The following is an 18,395-nucleotide window of genomic DNA, read 5'->3' on the forward strand; positions in this document are numbered from 1 at the left end:
TTGAGATGGGCGGGCGTGAGACGGCGTCCCCGGATGCCGCCTCACGCCCGGATCTGAAACTCTGCGCGGGTCAGGCGCCGAGTCGGAAGGCGAGCCAGGAGTGGCCCGCGTCGGCGGCGCGCGCCCGGAAGGCGCGGCCGAGCTCGGGACCGAACTGGGCCTTGTAGAGCCGGAACAGCGTCCACAATGCGACGAGCCCGGTCACCGCGGCGGGCGGGGCTGTCCGCCAGGCGGGCACCAGCTCCAGCAGGTCCTCGGTCTGGGCCGGAGTGTGGCCCGCCTCAATGAGGCGGGGAGCGAGCATGACGGGCTCCACCCATGCCGCGCCGCATGCCGCGAACGACCAGTCGATCACCCGCACCCCTGCCGGGGTGACGAGCAGGTTGCTCGGGCTGAGGTCGTAGTGGAGGAACGTGTCCCCCTCCACCGCGGCCAGGTCCAGGCCGTCGAGCGCGGCCACGTATAGGCCGTGGTCGTCGGCGAGGGCGTTCTTGTCCATCAGGTGCTTGCCCTTGGCCTGCAACGGCGCGATGTTCTCGGCGACGCCGCGTGCGCCAGCGGGGCATGGCGTGAGGGCGCGGCCGAGGTCGGCCACCGTGGCGAGCAGCAGGTGTAGATCCGGGGAGTCTGGCGACAGGTCGGCCTCGCGGGCGTGCTCGAGGTACTCGAAGCCCATCACGTGCCAGCCTTCGACCAGGTCGCTCCACAGCAGGCGCGGCGCGGCCACGGCGGCGGGCAGGGCGCGGGAGGCCCACTGTTCGCGGATGTGCAGGAACGCGGCGGTGTTGTCGGCGTTGACGGCCTTGAGGAACACGCTGCCGTGCTCGGTGTGCAGGCGGGCGGCGACGCCCGGCATGATGCCGCTGGTCGCTGTCTCGGCCTTGACGACGGCGCCGCATCGGTCCTGGACCGCGGCGCGGACGGTCTCGGGTAGGTCTTCCCAGTCGAGTCGGGTCACGTCACGCCTCCGGGGCGGGGTCGTCGAAACAGCCCTGATGACACTGGCTGCACTTGGCCTCGTGGAGCCACAGTTCCAGATCGACGGGCAGGTTGGCGGCGCGCATCGCCTCGATGGTCGCGCCGATCCTGTCCACCGCTGCGGCGCCGGTGGCAGGCTCGTCGTCGGGCGCGTGGTGGATCATCCGTCCCGCGACCTGGTGGCAGAAGCGGGTGTAGTCGTGGGTGAAGAGGATGAAGGTGTGCCAGCCCACGTCCACCTGAGGGGACGGGGCGAGGCGCGCTTCGGGGTTGGCCCCGCACGCCATCAGGAACGCCAGCGCCTGCGTCATGACGCGGCGGGCGTAGGCGTCGTCGAAGGCGGGGTGGTCGGCGAGGATGCGGGCCACGAGCCGCTCGAAAGTTGACCACCATGGTTGGGTGACCGTCATGATCGCCACGGTCCAGGAGCAGCGTGCTCACGGGTTGAGGAGAAAGGGCAGGCCCGCGTCGTGGACTCTGGTCGGGCCAGGGGCCGCCATCCCTCGATGAGCTTGGCGAGCTCGGATTCGATGTCGACGGTAATGAACCCGAAAAAGTTGATGTTCTCGCGATGGCCAGGAGCGATGAACGACAGCAGTTCATCGGGGACATCACGGCCCTGGGCGCGGAGCTCGCCGATCGTCTTACCGTAGTACTCGGTCGTCCAGGTGATCACGGCGTTGGTGAGGAGGGTGAGGCAGACCTGCTCCGTCTGGTCCTGGAAGTGCGGCCGGACGATGGTGCCCTGCTGGGCGTAGTGCAGGTCCCGGCGCAGCGCGTGCAGACTCTCCCCTTTTGTTGAGTTGCCGGGAGATTTCGCGGCGGTAGACCGGGTCGGATAGGTAGCGGGCGGCGTGGATGGTGCGGCGCATCCGCCGCCACTCCTTCAACGCTGCTGCCAGGGTGTTCTACCGGGAGGCCGCCGAACCATTTTGCGATTCGATGCCGCGTTCAACACCGTGGTCCAAGGAACCGAGATCGCACCGCGCGTGCGGCGTCTGACCAAAGCAGCAGCGCGCAAACTGATCACAGCCTTGGTCGGGCCCTGCCCCCCTTCCTGAGATGACCAACCCCGCGGCCACACAGAGTGGCGACGGTCACTCGCGTTACTTTGCGGCTGGTGACGCGGACCCAAGCGGGGGCCGGGCAGAGCTCGTCCGGGCTGCGCGGCCCGCTGGTGCTTGGAGCGGGCCTTATACGCTCACACACGCGCGTACCGAACAGCGAGAGGACCTTCAAACAAGGCCTGCCCGCAGGGTGGCCGCCTGGGTGGGCGGCCACCCTGCGGGGTTCATGGGGTGAGGTAGAAGCGCACGGCCGTGCCGTCGCCCGTGGTGTGCACGCGCACCAGATCAGTCACATAGTGCACCAGCATCAGGCCGCGGCCACCGAGTTGCCCTTGCTCCGGCGGCCTGCGGCCGGCAAGCGGGTCAAGAAGCCGCCCCGCGTCGCGGACCTCGACCACGACCTGTCCCGCCTCGCTCCAGATCGCCAGTGTTCCGTGCCCGCCGCCGTGGATCACGCTGTTGGTTGTCAGTTCTGCGACCGCCAGCTCGGCATCCAGCAACCTCGTCCCGTCCAGGCCCAGCCGCTGAGCCTGACGGACAGCGAACGTCCGGGCCGCGGAAAGCTCCTCGGCGTCGAAGGAGAAGACCGCAGCGTCGAGGGCAGGCTGCAACACCTCGTTGTAGCGGGCGACGATCGCTTCCCAGTCGTAGGCGTCGCTGGCCTGCTCACGACCCTGGCTGATGACGGTGGGATGGGTGAGTCTCGCATCGGTCAGCACGTCCGCATCCAGCCGCGCCTCGTCGTACGGACACAGGATCGTCACCGCCCGGCCTTCGAAGGCCGCGTTGATCAATGCCTCGTGCTGCGCGCACGCTGGATACTCCGCCGCGGTGCGGCCTGCCCAGATCGGCTCTCCGATGATCCGTACCCGTCCCTTCGGGTGGGCGTCGGCGAACTTACGGAGGACGCCGGGGATGATCCGCCCCGGGTTGCGCCCGGCGTCGGTCATGTCCAGGAACAACAAGCCATCGGCATCGCTGCCCAGCCCCGACCTGATGAGCTCCAGGTTGGGGCCGGGTACCGCCACGGCCACCGGTTCCCCGACTGCCAGACCCTCCCGGACGAACGACACCGTCTGGTCGGTGTACTCCTGCGCGGTGCGATAGAACAACGCAGGATGCTTGAACGTCTCGTTGATGGACGCCATGCTCATCGCGGCGCCACCTCGATCTGGTGCAGGTTCGGCCAGAACATCTCCAGGACACGCGGCAGGTGCGGCGGTGGATGCTCCACAACGACCCGCCCATCAGGCAGGTTCATGGCGGTGATCGCGAGCGCCGTCACCCCAGCCACGTCAACGAACCCCACATCCGACAACTCCACATAGGACACACCCGCATGGTTCCTGGCCAGCTCAGACAGGGCCTCTTCCCAGGACGGGCGGGTAACCACAGTGATCTCGCCGCTGGCGCGTATACCGGGACGGCCAGACAACGAGCTCACCTCCAACGCGGCCCTGCCAGGCGCCGTAGGGACGGGCCCGCCCACCTCTTGTGGGGCATCCACGTTTGGTCTCCTTCCCCATCCGTCAGCAACCTGCTGGCCGCCTCAGCGGAGCACGAGGAGAAGGAAGCTCCTTCCAGCCGGGCAGTGTATCGGCACCTGCTTGGCGGTAGTCACCTTCGGGACCAATCTGCCCTACCTGACAAGTCGCGCCGAACAGGTCGGCCGCAGAGGCGATCGACGAGATCAACTCGTTGCGACACGCCGGCCGGAACCTGGCCAGAGGTGGGTGAAGACGGTCTTCTCCACGACCTGCGGGGCGAGGTCGTCCTCGACGATCAGTGAGCCGAACAGGCCGCGTTCGATGGTCTGGGAGGAGTCGCGGTGGGTGTGGTACCAGAAGGTCCCCGCGTGCCGTACAGCACCCGGCGCCCGGCTCTCCAGCCGAGGGGCGCCGCGGCGAGCATGACGGCGAAGGCCAGGAGCATGTCGGTGAGGAAGAGAGGCTCGAACATGGCGGCCGTCAGTCCCAGAGCGCGATCGCGACGAGCAGGGCGGCAGCGGGGATCAGCAGCCAGGGCTCGGCGAGGATGAGGAGGGCGGTGCCGATGAGGGCGAACCAGGCCAGGCCCTTGGCCGCGCGGCGCTTCGTCCTGCTCTTCTTCTCTTCTTCTTGATGGGCTCGGCCGGCTTGCCGGTGGTCTCCTCGAGGAGGAGGTCGTTGTCCATGCCCCCTACGCCCGCGCCGCAGCCCCGGCGCTCGCGTCGGCGAAGGCTACCTATCTTCTGACTTCGGGCAGGTCACGCAATTGCTTACGTGAGGTGAGCCCGAGCTTGCGGAAGATGTTGCGCAGGTGGGCGTCGACCGTCCTAGGGCTGAGGAACAACGTGGCCGCGACCTCCTTGGAGGTGGCCCCGTCGGCGACCAGCCGCGCGATGTGCCTCTCCTGCATGGTGAGCTGCTCGACGGCGTGCGCCGAGCGGCTGCGCGCGTGCTCGCCGGTGGCGCGCAGCTCGCCTGCGGCCCGTTCGGCGAAGGCCTCGGCTCCGATGTCGGTCAGCGCCTCGTGCGCGGTGCGCAGGTGCTCGCGGGCTTCACGCCGCCGTCCCTGCCGGCGCAGCCACTCCCCGTACAGCAGGTGCGCACGGGCCCGGTAGATCGTCACGCGGCTGCCGTCGAGGTGATCGACGGCCTCGCGGTAGGCAGCCTCGTCATCGGTGACCAGTGCCCGCGCATAGGCCGCCACACCCAGCCCCCAGGCGTCCCCGCCCGCCTGCGTACGTTCGCGCAGGTCGGCCAGGGCGGTCTTGGCGAGGTCTGGTGAACCGCAGCGCACGGCGGCCTCCACCAGCTCCGGCAGGGCCAGCCCTGACATGCCGAGATGTCCGTGGGCGACAGCGGTTCGTGCGGCATCCAGAGCGGCCTGGTAGTTGCCCAGACCGTTGTGGAGGACGGCCGCTCCCCACTGGACGCTGAGGGTCATCCGTGTATCGACGGTGGAGAACAGCTCGAAGGCCTCCGCCCGGCGTCCGCGCATCGCAGCCAGGTGGATGCGCGGATAGACCAGGGGAGCGGCACCTGTGGCCTCGGCGATGGCCTCCTCCTCGGAGATCATCTCCATGGCGGCGCCGAACTCGCCCGCGTGCACCGCGGCGGCGGCCTGCATGGCCAGCCCGATGGGAAGCATGTGGAAGGAGCCCGACTCGCGGCCGGCCGCGGTGACGCGCTCGGCGACGCGCCGCAAGGCGCCGTAGGTCCACAGCTCGGTCGCCAGCATGAAACCGAGAGACGGGTGACGGCTCCAGGCGGCGTCGTCGGCGAGGGCGGGTCGCAGCAGCTCGGCCGCAGCCCCATGTCCCTGCGTGGTCAGCCTGATCAGGCCCTCCAGCACAGGGCCTTTCGCAGGGGCCGCCCGCACCACCGAGCCGAGGTCGCCGAGGAGGACGCCCATCTCCATCGCGTCCAGGTAGCACTCCATGGACCATGCCGGGTCGGTGTCGGCCAGCCGCTCGGCGGCTCGCAGCAGGTAGGTGGTCGGCCGCTCGCCGCCGCGGTGGCGGACGAAGGAGAGCCTGCCCCTCAGCAGGTCGATCCTGGCCTGCTGAGCCTGATCGGACGAGGCGGTGGCGAGCAGCTCGGCGGCCACGTCGAACGCCCCCATCGACAGCTTGGCCTCAGCCGCGGCGAGCACGCGGTCGATCCGCGGGCCTGAGCCGGGGGTGAGCGCGGCGGCCCGCTCCAGGAACGCGGCGGCGGCCGCGACCCCGCCTCGCGCCTGCGCCCTGGCCGCCGACCGCTCCAGCGCGGCGGCCACCTCCTCGTCGGGTCCGACGGCTGCCTGGGCGCGGTGCCAGGCACGCCGATCGGGGTCGGCCAGCGGGTCGGTCGCCTCGGCCAGTGCCGCGTGGGCTCGTCTGCGCTCGTCAGGGGAGGCGGCCGTGTAGGCGGCCGATCGGGCGAGCGGGTGGCTGAAGCGGATCCTGGCGCCGAACTCCACCAGCTCCGCCGCCTCCGCGGCCGACTCGGGCGAGATGTCCAGCAGCTCCGCCGCCCGCCACAGGAGTCCCGGATCACCGATCGGCTCGGCGGCGGCGACGGTGAGCAGGAGCCTGGCCTGCGGCGGAAGCTGCGTCAGCCGTACACGGAAACTCTGCTCGATCACGCCGGGAGCGGGGAGGTCGAACCCACCGGCCATGCCCGTGCTCCTGGGCAGCTCCAGCAGAGCGAGGGGGTTGCCACGCGCCTCGGCGAGGATGCGGTCGCGGACCCGTTCGTCCAGCGGCGCCTGTACGGCTCTGGCCAGCAGCGTCCTGGCCTCGCTCTCGCGCAGGCCGGCGAGGTTCAGGGCGGGCACGGTCCCGAATCCCGGCTCGCGGGTGGCGAAGACCATGGCCACCGGCTCGTCGGCGATCCGGCGCGCCACGAAAGCCAGCGCCTTGGCCGACGCGTCGTCCAGCCACTGCGCGTCGTCGATCAGGCAGAGCAGGGGGCGCTCCCGCGCGGTCTCGGCCAGCAGGCCCAGGGTCGCGACCCCGGCCAGGAAGGGGTCGAGGGCACCGGTGTCCAGGCCGAAGGCGATCTGCAGGGCCCTACGGTGCGGCGGCGGCAGGTCGTCCAGGTGCCCCAGCAGCGGCACGCAGAGCTGGTGCAGTGCGGCGAACGGCAGCTCGGTCTCGAACTCCGCGCCGGAGACCTGGACGACCAAGAACCCTGGAGCGCTCTCGGCGAGCCGGCGCAGCATCGTGCTCTTGCCCATGCCGGGCTCCCCGCCCAGCGCCAGCGCACCGCCGCGGCCCTGCCTGGCTGCCTTGACCAGAGCGTCCAGGCGTTCGATCTCGGCCTCGCGGCCCACCAACGTCTCCATGATGGCCCCGATCATGCCGCATAGGCGGTCATATAGGTGAAAACTACCGACGCGAGCGGCCGGCCGCCGCTGCGAGTGTCGAGCCATGAGCAGCGCACCCGTCACCCGCACCGACTGGACGCCCCTGGGGGTCCTGGCCACGGCCCAGTTCCTCGTCGTGCTGAGCACCTCGATCGTGAACGTCGCCCTCCCCGAGATCCGCACCGGCCTCGGCCTGCCGGCCGCCGGGTCAGCCTGGGTGATCAATGCGTACGTGCTGGTCTTCGGGGCGCTGCTGCTGCTCGGCGGCCGGTCCGGTGACGTGTACGGCTTGCGCCGCGTCTTCCTGATCGGCACCGGCCTGTTCGCGTCGTCGTCGCTAGGCGCCGCGATCGCGCCCGACGCCGTGACGCTGATCGCGGCCAGGGCTGTCCAGGGCCTGGGCGCCGCGATGCTGGCCCCCACCGCGCTGGCGCTGGTGCTGACCCTGTACCAGAAGGATCGCGGCACGGCCCTCGGTGTGTGGGGCGCGGTCTCCGGCGCAGGGGGAGCGGCCGGTGTCCTGCTCGGCGGAGTGCTCACCGACCTGTACGGCTGGCGCTCGGTCTTCTTCGCGATGGTCCCCGTGGCGCTGGCCGTGCTGGTGGCCGCCCGGCTCCTGGTCCAGCCGCCCCCGCCTCGGGGCGGCCGGCTGGACCTGCCAGGCGCGGTGACGGTGACCGGCGGGCTGGCCGCCCTGACCTACGGCCTGTCCGGACGCTGGCTGTTCGTCATCGCGGGCATGGCGCTGCTCGGTGTGTTCGTGCTGCTGCAGCGCCGCTCGCCTGACCCGCTGCTGCCCTCACGCATGCGGATCGTGGCCGGGCCGAATGTGCTCATGGCCCTGCTCGGTTCGGTCTGGCTCGGCCTGTTCTACTTCCTGCCCCTCTACCAGCAACGCGAGCTCGGCTACACACCGCTCGAAGCAGGACTCACCCAGCTGCCGCTCGCCCTCATGATCACGCTGGCTTCCTGGGCGGCGCCTCGCCTGCACGGGCGTGCCGTACTGCCCGGTGGCCTGGCGGTGCTCGCGGCCGGGCTGGCCTGGTTGGCCCGCACCCCCGTGGACGGCACCTTCCTGGTGGATCTGCTCGGCCCTTCGCTGCTGATCGGCGCCGGGCTCGGCGTGGCCTTCGTCCGGCTCACCGCCCTGGCCTCGGCGGGCGTGCCGGCCGCCGACAGCGGCCTGGCCGGCGGGTTGCTCAACGCCACCCGGCAGATCGGCGGCGCGATCGGCCTGTCCTTCCTGACCCTTCTTCCCTCGTACGGCGGAGCCTTCCTGGCCTGCGCCGTCATCACCCTCCTTCTCTTCGGAAAGGCGACCTTCTCATGAAAAATCCTCCCAAGCCGTACCTGAACGGCCACTACACCCCGGTCACCGACGAGATCACCGCCCACGAGCTGACCGTGCACGGCAGCCTGCCGCCCGAGCTCAACGGCCGCTACTTCCGCAACGGCCACAACCCCAAGCCCGGCATCACGCCCACGCACTGGTTCCGCGGCGAGGGCATGATCCACGGCATCCGCCTGGCCGACGGCCGCGCCGAGTGGTACCGCAACCGATGGGTGAAGACCCCGTTCCTGGACGGCGTGCCGTTCACCGGCACCGAGCTGGAGGTCTCCGCCGCGGCCACCAACATCATCTTCCACGGCGGTCGCTACCTGGCTCTGCAGGAGGCCAACCTGCCGTGGGAGGTGACCGCCGAGCTCGACACCGTCGGCGCCTACGACTTCGGCGGCAAGCTCACCAGCTCGATGACCGCCCACCCCAAGGAGGACCCGGTCACCGGCGAGCTGCACTTCTTCTCCTACAGCCCCTTCCCGCCCTACCTGACTTACCACGTCGCCAACGCCGCCGGCGAGATCATCCGCACCACCGTGATCGACGGCTCCGGGCCCTCGCTCATGCACGACTTCGCCATCACCCGCGAGCACGCGGTCTTCATCAACTCGCCGGTCGTCTTCGACCACTCCGAGCACTCGGGCATCCCCTACAGGTGGCACGACGACGTGCCGCTGCGCATCGGCGTCACGTCCCGCACGGCAGCCGCCAAGGTCACCTGGTTCGAGGTCGAGCAGGGAGCCATCCTGCACGTCACCAACTCCTACGTCGACACGCAGGGCCGCGTGGTGCTCGAAGGCCCCCGCTTCGACCGGTCGGCCTGGGAGAGCTCCTGGAAGTGGTGGGTCGGCGCTCCCGGCCACGGTGTCACCCCCGACGCCGGATCCACCTTCCACCGCTGGGTCCTCGACCTGGCCACAGGGAAGGCGAGCGAGGAGTCGCTCGACGACCTGGCCACCGAGTTCCCCTCCATCAACGACGCCCACACCGGCGCCTTCAACCGCTACAGCTACGCCATCGCCTTCCCCGGCGCCGGTCTGGACGGCTACTCCACCATCAAGTTCGACACCGTCACCGGGCAGCAGCGGCTGTTCGGCCACGGGGCCGGACGCATGCCGGGCGAGGCTGTCTTCGTCCCGGCCGAGGGCGGGACCAACGAGGACGACGGATACCTGCTCACCGTCGTCAGCGACCTCAAGGCGGACGCCTCCCAGCTCCTCGTCCTGGACGCGGGAGATCTGGCCACCGTCGCCACCGTCGAACTTCCCCGCAGGGTGCCCGCCGGCATCCACGGCCACTGGATCGAGGACCACAAGTGATCACCACCATTGACACCGCGGCCGCCGTCGTCGTCCGACTCGAGACTGTCATCGACGCGTCCCTGTCGCGGGTCTGGGACCTGCACACCGACGTGAACGCCTGGCCGTCGTGGCAGAACGACATCACCACGGCATCCGCTTCCTCCGACGGCCCGCTCGCCGTGGGGTCGGTGTTCCACTGGAGCACCTTCGGCCTGGACATCGACTCCACCGTCTACGCGATCGAGCCCGGGCGCCGCATCCTCTGGGGCGGGCCCGCCCATGGGATCACGGGTGTCCACGAGTGGGCCTTCACCGAACGGAACGGGCGGACCGTGGTTCAGACCGCCGAGTCGTGGGACGGTGAGCCGGTCAGGGCCGACCGCGACGGCATGCAGGCCGCTCTGGAGGGATCCCTCACCGCCTGGCTCGCCCACCTCAAGCAGGCGGCCGAGAACGCGTCCCGCTGAGCCCCTGACCACATAAGGACACGGTGCGCATGTCCAGAGGAGCGCTGTCGAGCTACGGGTTCGACAGCGCTCCTCCCGGTTTGATCGCAGCGGCATCACGCAGTTCCAGAGATCGAGGGCCGCTTCCCGGCCTCCCCGCATCCGGGGCGGTCGCCGTCAGGTCTGTGCCGGGAGGAACGCCGTCGCGTTGTGAGCGACCCATTGCGCGTAGGTGAAAGGCGGCCGCCCGGTGACCTCCTCGACCGCGGGCGAGGTCTCCGCGGTCTTGCCGTCTCTCGAGGCGAGCCCGTCGAGGAGCTCGTCGATCACCGGCGCGGGCATGCCGTGGCGCAGCAGCTGCTCCCTGAACTGTTCCCTGGGCACCTCCTCGAACCGCAACGGCCGCCCGATCGTCTCCGCGATGATCCGTACGCGTTCGATCTGGGTCAGCGACTGCGGCCCGGTGACCACGTAGGCCTCACCGGCGCGCTGATCGAGCAGGGCGCGGACGGCGACCGCGGCGATGTCCCGCGGGTCGACCGGGGCCAGTGCGGCGTTGCCGTACACCCCGCGGACCACTTCGCCGCCCGCGATCTGCGGCGCCCAGGCCAGGTCGTTGGTCATGAACGCGTCGGGACGCACGAAGGTCCACGGCAACCCGGACGCGGCGAGCGCCCGTTCGACCTGCAGGTGCTGCTCGCCGATCAACCCAGGTGTGGAGAAGGTGACGGCCGACGACGACAGCAGCACGACATGCCGCAGGCCGGTCTGCCGCGCCGCGTCGAGGAACCCGCCGATCCCGGTGAAGACGGGGAACAGGAAGGCCTGCTCGATGCCGGACAGCGCCGCCGCCAGGGTCTCCGACCGGGTCAGATCGCCGGCCACGACCTCGACGCCGTCCGGGAAGGAACGGTCGCCGGGGTCACGGGTCATGACGCGTACTTTCTCGCCCGCCTCGAGCAGTTGACGGACGACATTGGTGCCGACATTTCCAGCGGCACCGGTGACCAGAATCACGGTAGAGGTCTCCTTCTCTTCGCTACGTTCCCCGCCGGCTGACGGGGCGGAGGCTTGGGGTTCGGTTCCCCACGAGGAATCCGGCCGCAGCCGGACGGGCGGTTCCGGCGCCGGACATCGCCCCGCATCGTCGTGCACGGCGTCGGCACGCTCGACGGTCATGGTGGCCGGCCTGGTGACACTGCGGATGGCCAGGTCACCGGTGAGCTTGAAGGTGGTCGTTCGGCTTCGAGCCGCTCGTGAGTCACGCCTGAGCTTCGGGCGCTGCGAGGGGCGGCGAGCCGGCGAGCGGGGTGGGGTCGAGGTATCTGACCTCATAGACGCGTTCGCTGAACTTCCAGCCGTCGGGAGTGCGCTGGTAGCGGTCGTGGTACAGGGCGTAGTTCAGATGGGAGCCGCCGTCACGCATGCGCCCGAACTCCTGGATGTACGCACGGCCGCTCGCGGTGTCGCCCTCCAGCCGGATGACGCCCGGGTGGACGTTCTGCAGGAAGAACTCCCACAGCCCTTGCCCCCACTCGACCCCCGCGCGGATCGCCTCTCTGCCGACGAACTCCTTGTCGATGTGCGGCCACCGCATCGCGCCCTCGGGCGTGAACAGCGACGCGACCCGGTCATAGTCGCGCATCATCACCGCGTCGGTGACTTCGGCGCGCAGCGCCTCGATCTCGACGCGGTCGGCGATGGCCCGTATGTCGCTCATTGGTCTTCCTGCCTTTGTCGCGATGCGCCGATCAGGCGTGTGCCGCCTGGCCGGGATGGTGTGTCCAGCATCGAGGCAGGTGATCGGCGGAACAATGTAAGCTTCGTGTGCGGAACGTTAACTCTGGGGTTACTGGTGGAGCTGCGCGACATCGAGATCTTTCTGACGTTGGCCGAGGAGCTGCACTTCGGCCGCACCGCCGAACGGCTTCGCGTGTCGCCGGCCCGCGTCAGCCAGGCCGTCAGCAAACAGGAGCGGCGCCTCGGCGTGGCCCTGTTCGATCGCACCAGCCGCCGCGTGAGCCTGACCCCTGTCGGCCGGCGCCTTCGCGAAGATCTCCAGCAGGCCCTCGACCTCCTCCAGGCGGGACTCGCCCGCGCCGAAGCAGCCGGCCTCGGCGCGGGTCAGCGCCTGCGGCTGGGCGTCTTCGGCCATGCCGGGCACGCACTACGCCCCCTCGTCGACGCGTTTCGCGCCCGCTACCCCGGCAGCGACGTCCAGTTCGGCGAGGTCTACGGCAGTGACCCGTTCACCGCCCTGCGCACCGGAGACAACGACGTGCACGTGCTGTGGCTGCCCGTCGCCGAACCGGACCTCACGGTCGGCCCCACCGTGCTGACCGGAGGCCGCGTGCTGGCCGTCTCGGCAGACCACCCGCTGACCGACCGCGGCACCGCGTCCCTGGAGGACCTCGCCGACAACCACGTGGTCGACCTCGGCCCCCACGCGCCCGAGTACTGGGTCGCCTCCATGGTCCCGACACGGACACCGCGCGGCCGCCGTGTCCCGCGTGGGCCCGCCGCGCGGACCTTCCACGAGATCATTTCCCTGGTCGCCGCCGGATATTGCGTTCACCCGCTGGGTGAGTTCGCCGCCCGCTACAACAGGCCCCCCGGCGTCGTCTTCCTGCCCATGCCGGACGCCCCGCCCCTCCAATGGGCCCTGACGTGGCGCTCCACCGCCGACGGCCCCGCTGTCCGCGCCCTGGCCCAGACAGCCGCCGACCTCGGCCCCATCTCGATGTGATTGATCGCGCCCGGGTAATTCGCCGTGGTCAGCGTGTCAGGAAGGCGCGTAACGCGATGATCAGCGCGGCCGGGTCGTCCTCCTGGACGTTGTGCCCCGCGTCCGGAACGACCACGAGCCGCCCGTCAGGAATCTGCCCGACCAGGCGTTCGGCGGTGGCCTGGGGGAGCACCCTGCTGCGTCCCCCGCGTACCAGCAGCACCGGCGTCTTGGTCAGCTGGGCGGCCAGCCGATCGATGGCCGCGAGAATGGCGGGGAAGTCGGGTGGACGCAGATCGCCCTTCGGCACCCAATCGCCATCGGGTGCCCGGCGGAACAGCGTGCTCATGCGGTAGGCGACGCTCGCGCGGTCGGCGTGCGGGTTGACCCGCATCGCGGCCTCGACCACCGTCTCGAGTTCTCGCACCGGACCGAGGCCGGCCATGAACTCCCGTACGCGCCGGGTGCTGTCGAAGTCCACACCGGGTGCGACATCGATGAGCACCAGCCGCTCCACCAGGTCGGGCCGCGCATCGGCGACGTGGGCCGCGATCACGCCGCCGAGCGACATGCCGACCAGCCGGACCCGATCGAAGCCGAGGTGATCGGCCGCGGCGACGACGTCGGCCGCCATGGTGTCGATGCGGTAGTCGTCGGACCAGTCGCTGTCGCCGTGGCCACGCAGGTCCAGCGCGACCAGCCGGGCGGCGCCGCGCAGGCCGAGGCAGACGAGATCCCACGTGTGCGCGGTCAGTCCGCCGCCATGCAGCAGGATCACGGGGGCTCCGGTTCCGCCCCAGTCGAAGCCGTGCAACCGGCAGCCCGAGCGGGAGAAGCCGATCTCGCGGGGCGGCGCCGGATCGTGGATCGTGACGCCCAAGGCCGCCGCCAGTTCCGTCATCGCCGCAATCTTGAATGGTCCGGGCACGGAACCACCTCCCTTACCTTGATGCCTCAAGGTAAGGCCAGTACCTTGGCTCGTCAAGGTAAGCTGGGTGTCTGGTCACCCGGTGCGACGCAAACCCGATGACGCCAGGCGGATGATCCTCGAGGCGGCGAGCAGGCTGCTCGCCGCAGGTGGCCCAGCCGCCGTGCAGGTACGCGCCGTCGCCGCCGAGATCGGGGGTGTCCGACGCCGCGGTCAACCACCACTTCGGCACGCGCGAACAGCTCCTGGAGTCGCTGCTGCGATTCGGCGGGGCCTAACTGAAGACGAACCTGCACATCGTGCTGGAGACGTGGACCGACGGCCCGATCGACCCCGCCGAGTTGGTGCGCGCGCTGTACGGGCGTACGCCGACGGTTACGCCGAACTCGCGCTCGCTGCACCGGTCCGGCTGGCGGGATACCGGCAGCGGACTACTCGATGAGGTGGTCGACCGCCTGCACGCCCAGGCGCGGCAGCACTGCGCCGCCACCGGACGGAGGCCGCCGACACGCGAGGCGATCCAGCTGGTGGCCGGACTGCACCAGGCTGTCTCCATGGAGCCGTTGTTCGGCGACGAATTTCGCAGGAGCGTCGGACTGGAGGCGACCGCGCGGGATCGCATGCTCGAGTGGTGGATCGGAGATCCTGCGCACGACCCTTGCCGGACAAGGGTCGATGGGGGCGCCTTCGACGTTCTGGCGGACGTGGAGACCTGTCCGGCCCGGTGTGCGAGGGCGGCCCGGATCTTGCCTCCGGTGGCTGGTTCTGGATCCGGTATCCCCGTCGGCGGAACAGCCCAAGCTCCGGGCTCCGGCAGCGGCGATCACCGGGGCTGGTCAGCCGATTCCCCCGGGTGGTTCGGCTGAGACCCGTCACGTCAAGAGCGAGCGCCAGCGGTCGGCCGACTCCATCATGTCCAGGCTGATCCGCTCCAGGAACGCCCCTGCTTTGGCCAGCCGTCGCCCCACGGGACTGTCGAGGCCGAAGGTCTCGGCCGCCGCCATCGTGGCCCGCACCGTCTCGAGCGTATGCCGCCTGCTGGTCATGATCGAGGTGTACCAGGCGTCGTCCTCGACCACGTAGATGTCGCGGCGCCGCTGCGGATCGCGTTCGCGCCGGATGTAGCCCTGTTCGACCAGGAAGTTCACGGCGACGGAGACGGTGGCCGGGCTGATCTTCAGTCTCTGGGTCAACTCGGCCGCTGTGCGCCTGCCGTCCTCGGACAGCAGCAGGTCGAGGTGCACACGCGCGGTCATCCTCGGCAGCCCCGTCCTGACCGCCACCTCGATGAGTTCCTCTTCCATCGTGCCGCCCGGGGATCCGGCCGCGCGCGGGGGCGCCGGTGTGCCTCGCCGGGCTCGCTGGGCTGTCGCTTGGTGTGCCTGCTGGGGCCGGTAGCCGGTGGGGCCGCCGTTGCGTCCGATCTCCCGGGTGATCGTCGAGGTCGGCCGGTCGAGCCGTCTGGCGATCTCGGCGTAGGAGAGCCCGGCGGCGAGTCCGGCCGCGATGCGCTCGCGATCCTGCTGGGTCAGTCGTCCTCCTGGCATGTCGCCAGTATTGCCTTCGCCACCAATCATTGCAACTTTGCATTGCGTTCGACTCCAGCGTCATTGCATCAATTCAGCGCCATCTAGCTGGGAGAATGCCCTTCTGTTGATTGACTGAATGTCGAATGCAACGTAGCTTTCGAGGGCCACCAAACACGTACTGTCGCGAAACGAGGAACGACCATGAGCAGATCCCTCACCACCGCCGAGGACGCCAAGGCTCGGACTCGACCACCAAGGATCTCCACACGTTCTTCTCCGCGTTGAACGGCGGCAGGCTCATCCCGGCCACGCTGCTGGCCGAGATGCGCAAGCCGCACCCCAAGAGCGGCGGCCTCTTTGGCCGCTACGGTCTCGGGCTGTACGTGCAGGACACGGGCCCGGACTGCGTCGGCACCCTCCTCAACCACAACGGCAGCGTGGGCGGCTACGGGTCGCTGATGTACGGCACGCCCGACGGCAAGAAGACCCTGACCGCCTCGATCACCAGCGGGGACGCCGCGATCGACCCGGCGCAGGCGTTCCCGAAGGCGCTGGACAAGCTCGTCAAGGACGTCTTCTGCGGCGGGAAGGCCGCGAGCTGACGGGCCCGAGCCGACTCAAGCTATTCAGTCTTGCTATGTACCGGTAGTCAGTGTTACTTTGTACCGGTAGCAAGCGTCACTGAGTAGCTGAAAGGGGGTGTGTCATGGGCAAGCAGGCGACGGAGATGCTCAAGGGAACGCTGGAGGGCATCGTCCTCGCGATCCTGTCCGGCCGGGCCGCGTACGGCTACGAGATCACGGCGTGGCTGCGGGAGCAGGGCTTCTCCGACATCGCCGAGGGCACCATCTACGCGCTGCTCGTCAGGATCGAGCAGCGCGGCCTCGTCGACGTGGAGAAGGTCCCGTCCGAGAAGGGGCCGCCGCGCAAGGTGTATTCCCTGAACGCTCAGGGGCGCGAGCATCTCGAAGAGTTCTGGAGGACCTGGAGCTTCCTCGCCGAACGGCTCGAAAAGCTCCGCGAAGGAGGGAAGTAGCCATGGACACAGGGTCGAACGAACCGAAGAGGCGCTACCGGCAGTACCTGGAGGTGGTCACCGGGCCGCTCGAGGACAAGAAGCGCTGGCGGCAGTACAAGGCGCGAGTCAAACAGCTTCCCGAGAACTATCGCACAGCGGTCGAAGCGCTGGAGCGGTACCTGATGCACTTCGGGCCGGGGGACGGCGCCGACGCGGCTTCGATGTTCGAGGACCTTGCCGATCTGTTCGAGCAGAGCGCGGCCGACGGCACCCCGATCCGCGAGATCTTCGGGGAGGACCCCGTGGAGTTCGTCGAGGCGTTCGTGCAGAACTACGCGGTGGGACGGTACATCCGCCGGGAGCGAGAACGCTTCACCAGCGCCATCGACCGAGCCGCCGGCGAAGACACCAGGAAAGAAGACAGGAGCGTCTGATGGCGACACAGCAAGCCCCGGCGATCCAGGTGCAGGGCCTGGAGAAGTCGTACAAGGAGTTGCAGGTGCTGCGCGGCGTGGACTTCGACGTGGCGCGGGGCAGCATCTTCGCTCTGCTCGGCTCGAACGGGGCCGGCAAGACCACGGTCGTGAAGATCCTGTCCACGCTGCTCAAGGCCGACGCGGGCACGGCGAGCGTCCACGGCTTCGACGTCGCCACGCACCCGGCGGAGGTGCGGGAGTCGATCAGCCTGACGGGACAGTTCGCCGCCGTCGACGAGCTCCTCAGCGGGCGGGAGAACCTCGTGCTGGTCGCCCGGCTGCGGCACCTCAAGGATCCGGGCAAGATCGCCGATGACCTGCTCGCCCGTTTCTCACTGACCGACGCGGGCGCGCGGAAGGCGTCGACGTATTCGGGTGGCATGCGCCGCCGCCTCGACATCGCGATGAGCCTCATCGGCGACCCGCCGGTCATCTTCCTCGACGAGCCGACCACCGGCCTCGACCCCCAGGCGCGCATCGAGGTGTGGCAGACCGTCAAGGGCCTCGCCCGCCTGGGTACGACGGTGCTGCTCACCACGCAGTACCTGGACGAGGCCGAGCAGCTCGCCGACCGGATCGCGATCCTGCACGAGGGCCGGATCCTCGTCAACGGCACCCTGGCCGAGCTCAAGCAGCTGCTGCCGCCCGCCAAGGTCGAATACGTCGAGAAGCAGCCGACCCTTGAGGACGTCTTCCTCACCCTCGTCAGCGCCGAACACCGCATCTCATTACGGACGCAGAAGGAACCACGATGACCAAGCACTTCGTCGGCGACACCACTGTCCTGCTGGGACGATCCCTGCGCCACATCGCGCGCAGCCCGGACACCATCATCACGACCGCGATCATGCCGATCGCCATGATGCTGATGTTCGTCTACGTGTTCGGCGGTGCGATCAAGACAGGGTCGGATTCGTATGTGAATTACATGCTGCCCGGCATCCTGCTCATCACGGTCGCCTCGGGCATCGCCTACACCGCGTTCCGGCTGTTCATGGATATGAAGGGCGGCATCTTCGAGCGCTTCCAGTCCATGCCGATCGCACGCTCGTCCGTGCTGTGGGCGCACGTGCTGACCTCGCTGGTCGCCAACTCGATCTCGCTCCTGGTCGTCGTGCTCGTCGCCCTGCTCATGGGCTTCCGCTCGGGGGCGGGCGTGGCGGCGTGGCTCGCGGTCGCCGGCATTTTGATCCTGTTCACCCTGGCGCTGACGTGGATCGCCGTCATCCCCGGCCTGTCCGCCAAGACCATGGAAGGCGCGAGCGCGTTCTCCTATCCGCTCATCTTCCTGCCGTTCCTCAGCTCGGCGTTCGTGCCCACCGACACCATGCCAGGCCCGGTGCGTTTCTTCGCCGAGAACCAGCCGGTGACCTCCATCGTCAACGCCATCCGCGACCTGTTCACCCAGCAGCCGGTCGGCACCGACATCTGGATCGCCCTCGGCTGGTGCGTCGGCATCCTCATCGTCGCCTACGCCTTCGCCATGAACACCTACCGCCGCAAGATCTCCTAGCGGCCCGCGCAAGGCCAAGACAAGCTCGACGCCCGTCCCCGGGGTAGCCCCGACGTCGAAGACGGGATGGAGCAGTGCCGGCTCCCGCCGTGGCCGCTCCCACGCCCGCAACCGGTCTCACTTCGGTACGGCGCGGCTCGCACAGCCCCCCACACCGCAGCCCGATTCCCGAACCCGCCATCCGGCAGCCCGGCCCGGGATCAACAGGGCCAAGCAGGCTCGGTCGACGGGCAACGAACGATCGT

General features: G+C 69.5%; 22 protein-coding genes. 10 read left to right on the top strand and 12 right to left on the bottom strand.

The annotated features are described in order from the left end of the window. Window positions 1–70: 70 nt before the first annotated feature. The 8 genes from FHR33_RS01255 to FHR33_RS01290 form a co-directional block, all read right to left on the bottom strand. On the bottom strand, window positions 71–958 hold the full coding sequence (locus FHR33_RS01255; RefSeq protein ID WP_183642315.1) for a phosphotransferase family protein: 888 nt from the start codon (window positions 956–958) through the stop codon (window positions 71–73). 1 nt (window position 959) lies between these two features. Next, window positions 960–1,388 carry a glycine-rich domain-containing protein gene (locus tag FHR33_RS01260; RefSeq protein ID WP_183642318.1) on the bottom strand — a complete coding sequence of 143 codons (429 nt, stop codon included), beginning with the start codon at window positions 1,386–1,388 and terminating at the stop codon, window positions 960–962. Then, a complete protein-coding gene (locus tag FHR33_RS01265; RefSeq protein ID WP_246452382.1) occupies window positions 1,385–1,741 on the bottom strand; it encodes a Tn3 family transposase in 357 nt (118 codons plus the stop codon). The genes FHR33_RS01260 and FHR33_RS01265 overlap by 4 nt, the downstream gene beginning before the upstream one ends. Then, complete coding sequence (locus FHR33_RS53080; protein WP_376773274.1) at window positions 1,623–1,880, bottom strand: Tn3 family transposase; 258 nt, start codon at window positions 1,878–1,880, stop codon at window positions 1,623–1,625. Before FHR33_RS53080 ends, FHR33_RS01265 begins: the two co-directional genes overlap by 119 nt. A 389-nt stretch (window positions 1,881–2,269) precedes the next feature. Further along, entirely contained in the window at window positions 2,270–3,199 is a 930-nt protein-coding gene (locus FHR33_RS01275; RefSeq protein ID WP_183642327.1) for an anti-sigma factor RsbA family regulatory protein, read from the bottom strand. After that, window positions 3,196–3,552: an STAS domain-containing protein gene (locus tag FHR33_RS01280; RefSeq protein ID WP_312895303.1), complete on the bottom strand. Its 357-nt coding sequence runs from the start codon at window positions 3,550–3,552 to the stop codon at window positions 3,196–3,198. The genes FHR33_RS01275 and FHR33_RS01280 overlap by 4 nt, the downstream gene beginning before the upstream one ends. Window positions 3,553–3,735: 183 nt before the next feature. Further along, complete coding sequence (locus tag FHR33_RS53085; RefSeq protein WP_183659816.1) at window positions 3,736–4,050, bottom strand: multicopper oxidase domain-containing protein; 315 nt, start codon at window positions 4,048–4,050, stop codon at window positions 3,736–3,738. 218 nt (window positions 4,051–4,268) lie between these two features. Beyond that, on the bottom strand, window positions 4,269–6,854 hold the full coding sequence (locus FHR33_RS01290; protein ID WP_183642330.1) for an AAA family ATPase: 2,586 nt from the start codon (window positions 6,852–6,854) through the stop codon (window positions 4,269–4,271). A gap of 85 nt (window positions 6,855–6,939) precedes the next feature. Between FHR33_RS01290 and FHR33_RS01295 the strand changes: the two genes are divergently transcribed. From FHR33_RS01295 to FHR33_RS01305, 3 genes are read left to right on the top strand one after another with little or no spacing between them, the layout of a single operon-like run. After that, the gene (locus FHR33_RS01295) at window positions 6,940–8,205 is read left to right on the top strand and encodes an MFS transporter (protein ID WP_183642333.1); all 1,266 of its coding nucleotides are present in this window, start codon (window positions 6,940–6,942) and stop codon (window positions 8,203–8,205) included. Then, window positions 8,202–9,533: a carotenoid oxygenase family protein gene (locus FHR33_RS01300; protein WP_183642336.1), complete on the top strand. Its 1,332-nt coding sequence runs from the start codon at window positions 8,202–8,204 to the stop codon at window positions 9,531–9,533. The genes FHR33_RS01295 and FHR33_RS01300 overlap by 4 nt, the downstream gene beginning before the upstream one ends. Then, window positions 9,530–9,982, top strand: a complete 453-nt coding sequence (locus tag FHR33_RS01305; RefSeq protein ID WP_183642338.1) for an SRPBCC family protein — start codon at window positions 9,530–9,532, stop codon at window positions 9,980–9,982. The genes FHR33_RS01300 and FHR33_RS01305 overlap by 4 nt, the downstream gene beginning before the upstream one ends. Before the next feature lie 156 nt (window positions 9,983–10,138). On the opposite strand, the gene FHR33_RS01310 is transcribed toward FHR33_RS01305, so the two are convergent. Both FHR33_RS01310 and FHR33_RS01315 read right to left on the bottom strand, forming a co-directional pair. Further along, complete coding sequence (locus tag FHR33_RS01310) at window positions 10,139–10,978, bottom strand: NAD(P)H-binding protein (protein ID WP_183642341.1); 840 nt, start codon at window positions 10,976–10,978, stop codon at window positions 10,139–10,141. Between the two features lie 244 nt (window positions 10,979–11,222). Next, window positions 11,223–11,681, bottom strand: coding sequence for a nuclear transport factor 2 family protein (locus tag FHR33_RS01315; protein ID WP_183642344.1), 459 nt, complete (start codon window positions 11,679–11,681; stop codon window positions 11,223–11,225). Window positions 11,682–11,786: 105 nt separating this feature from the next. Here FHR33_RS01315 and FHR33_RS01320 point away from each other — a divergent pair, with 105 nt between their 5' ends. Further along, window positions 11,787–12,707, top strand: a complete 921-nt coding sequence (locus tag FHR33_RS01320; RefSeq protein WP_312895304.1) for a LysR family transcriptional regulator — start codon at window positions 11,787–11,789, stop codon at window positions 12,705–12,707. A gap of 28 nt (window positions 12,708–12,735) precedes the next feature. On the opposite strand, the gene FHR33_RS01325 is transcribed toward FHR33_RS01320, so the two are convergent. Then, window positions 12,736–13,587 carry an alpha/beta fold hydrolase gene (locus tag FHR33_RS01325; RefSeq protein WP_183642348.1) on the bottom strand — a complete coding sequence of 284 codons (852 nt, stop codon included), beginning with the start codon at window positions 13,585–13,587 and terminating at the stop codon, window positions 12,736–12,738. Window positions 13,588–13,913: 326 nt separating this feature from the next. Between FHR33_RS01325 and FHR33_RS49635 the strand changes: the two genes are divergently transcribed. After that, entirely contained in the window at window positions 13,914–14,480 is a 567-nt protein-coding gene (locus FHR33_RS49635; protein WP_183642354.1) for a hypothetical protein, read from the top strand. A 6-nt stretch (window positions 14,481–14,486) separates the two neighbouring features. On the opposite strand, the gene FHR33_RS01340 is transcribed toward FHR33_RS49635, so the two are convergent. Then, window positions 14,487–15,161, bottom strand: coding sequence for a winged helix-turn-helix domain-containing protein (locus tag FHR33_RS01340; protein WP_183642357.1), 675 nt, complete (start codon window positions 15,159–15,161; stop codon window positions 14,487–14,489). A gap of 125 nt (window positions 15,162–15,286) precedes the next feature. On the opposite strand from FHR33_RS01340, the gene FHR33_RS01345 reads away from it, so the two are divergent. From FHR33_RS01345 to FHR33_RS01365, 5 genes are all read left to right on the top strand, one after another. Further along, window positions 15,287–15,745 carry a serine hydrolase gene (locus FHR33_RS01345; RefSeq protein ID WP_183642360.1) on the top strand — a complete coding sequence of 153 codons (459 nt, stop codon included), beginning with the start codon at window positions 15,287–15,289 and terminating at the stop codon, window positions 15,743–15,745. Window positions 15,746–15,849: 104 nt separating this feature from the next. Further along, complete coding sequence (locus tag FHR33_RS01350; protein ID WP_183642363.1) at window positions 15,850–16,179, top strand: PadR family transcriptional regulator; 330 nt, start codon at window positions 15,850–15,852, stop codon at window positions 16,177–16,179. A gap of 2 nt (window positions 16,180–16,181) precedes the next feature. After that, entirely contained in the window at window positions 16,182–16,595 is a 414-nt protein-coding gene (locus FHR33_RS01355) for a DUF1048 domain-containing protein (RefSeq protein WP_183642366.1), read from the top strand. Then, window positions 16,595–17,392 (top strand): ABC transporter ATP-binding protein, encoded by a 798-nt coding sequence (locus FHR33_RS01360; protein WP_183642370.1) that lies wholly within the window; start codon window positions 16,595–16,597, stop codon window positions 17,390–17,392. Before FHR33_RS01355 ends, FHR33_RS01360 begins: the two co-directional genes overlap by 1 nt. Beyond that, entirely contained in the window at window positions 17,389–18,150 is a 762-nt protein-coding gene (locus FHR33_RS01365) for an ABC transporter permease (protein WP_183642374.1), read from the top strand. Before FHR33_RS01360 ends, FHR33_RS01365 begins: the two co-directional genes overlap by 4 nt. Window positions 18,151–18,395: the final 245 nt, after the last annotated feature.

Origin of the sequence: Nonomuraea dietziae (assembly GCF_014195505.1) — a bacterium.
GTDB lineage: Bacteria > Actinomycetota > Actinomycetes > Streptosporangiales > Streptosporangiaceae > Nonomuraea > Nonomuraea roseola.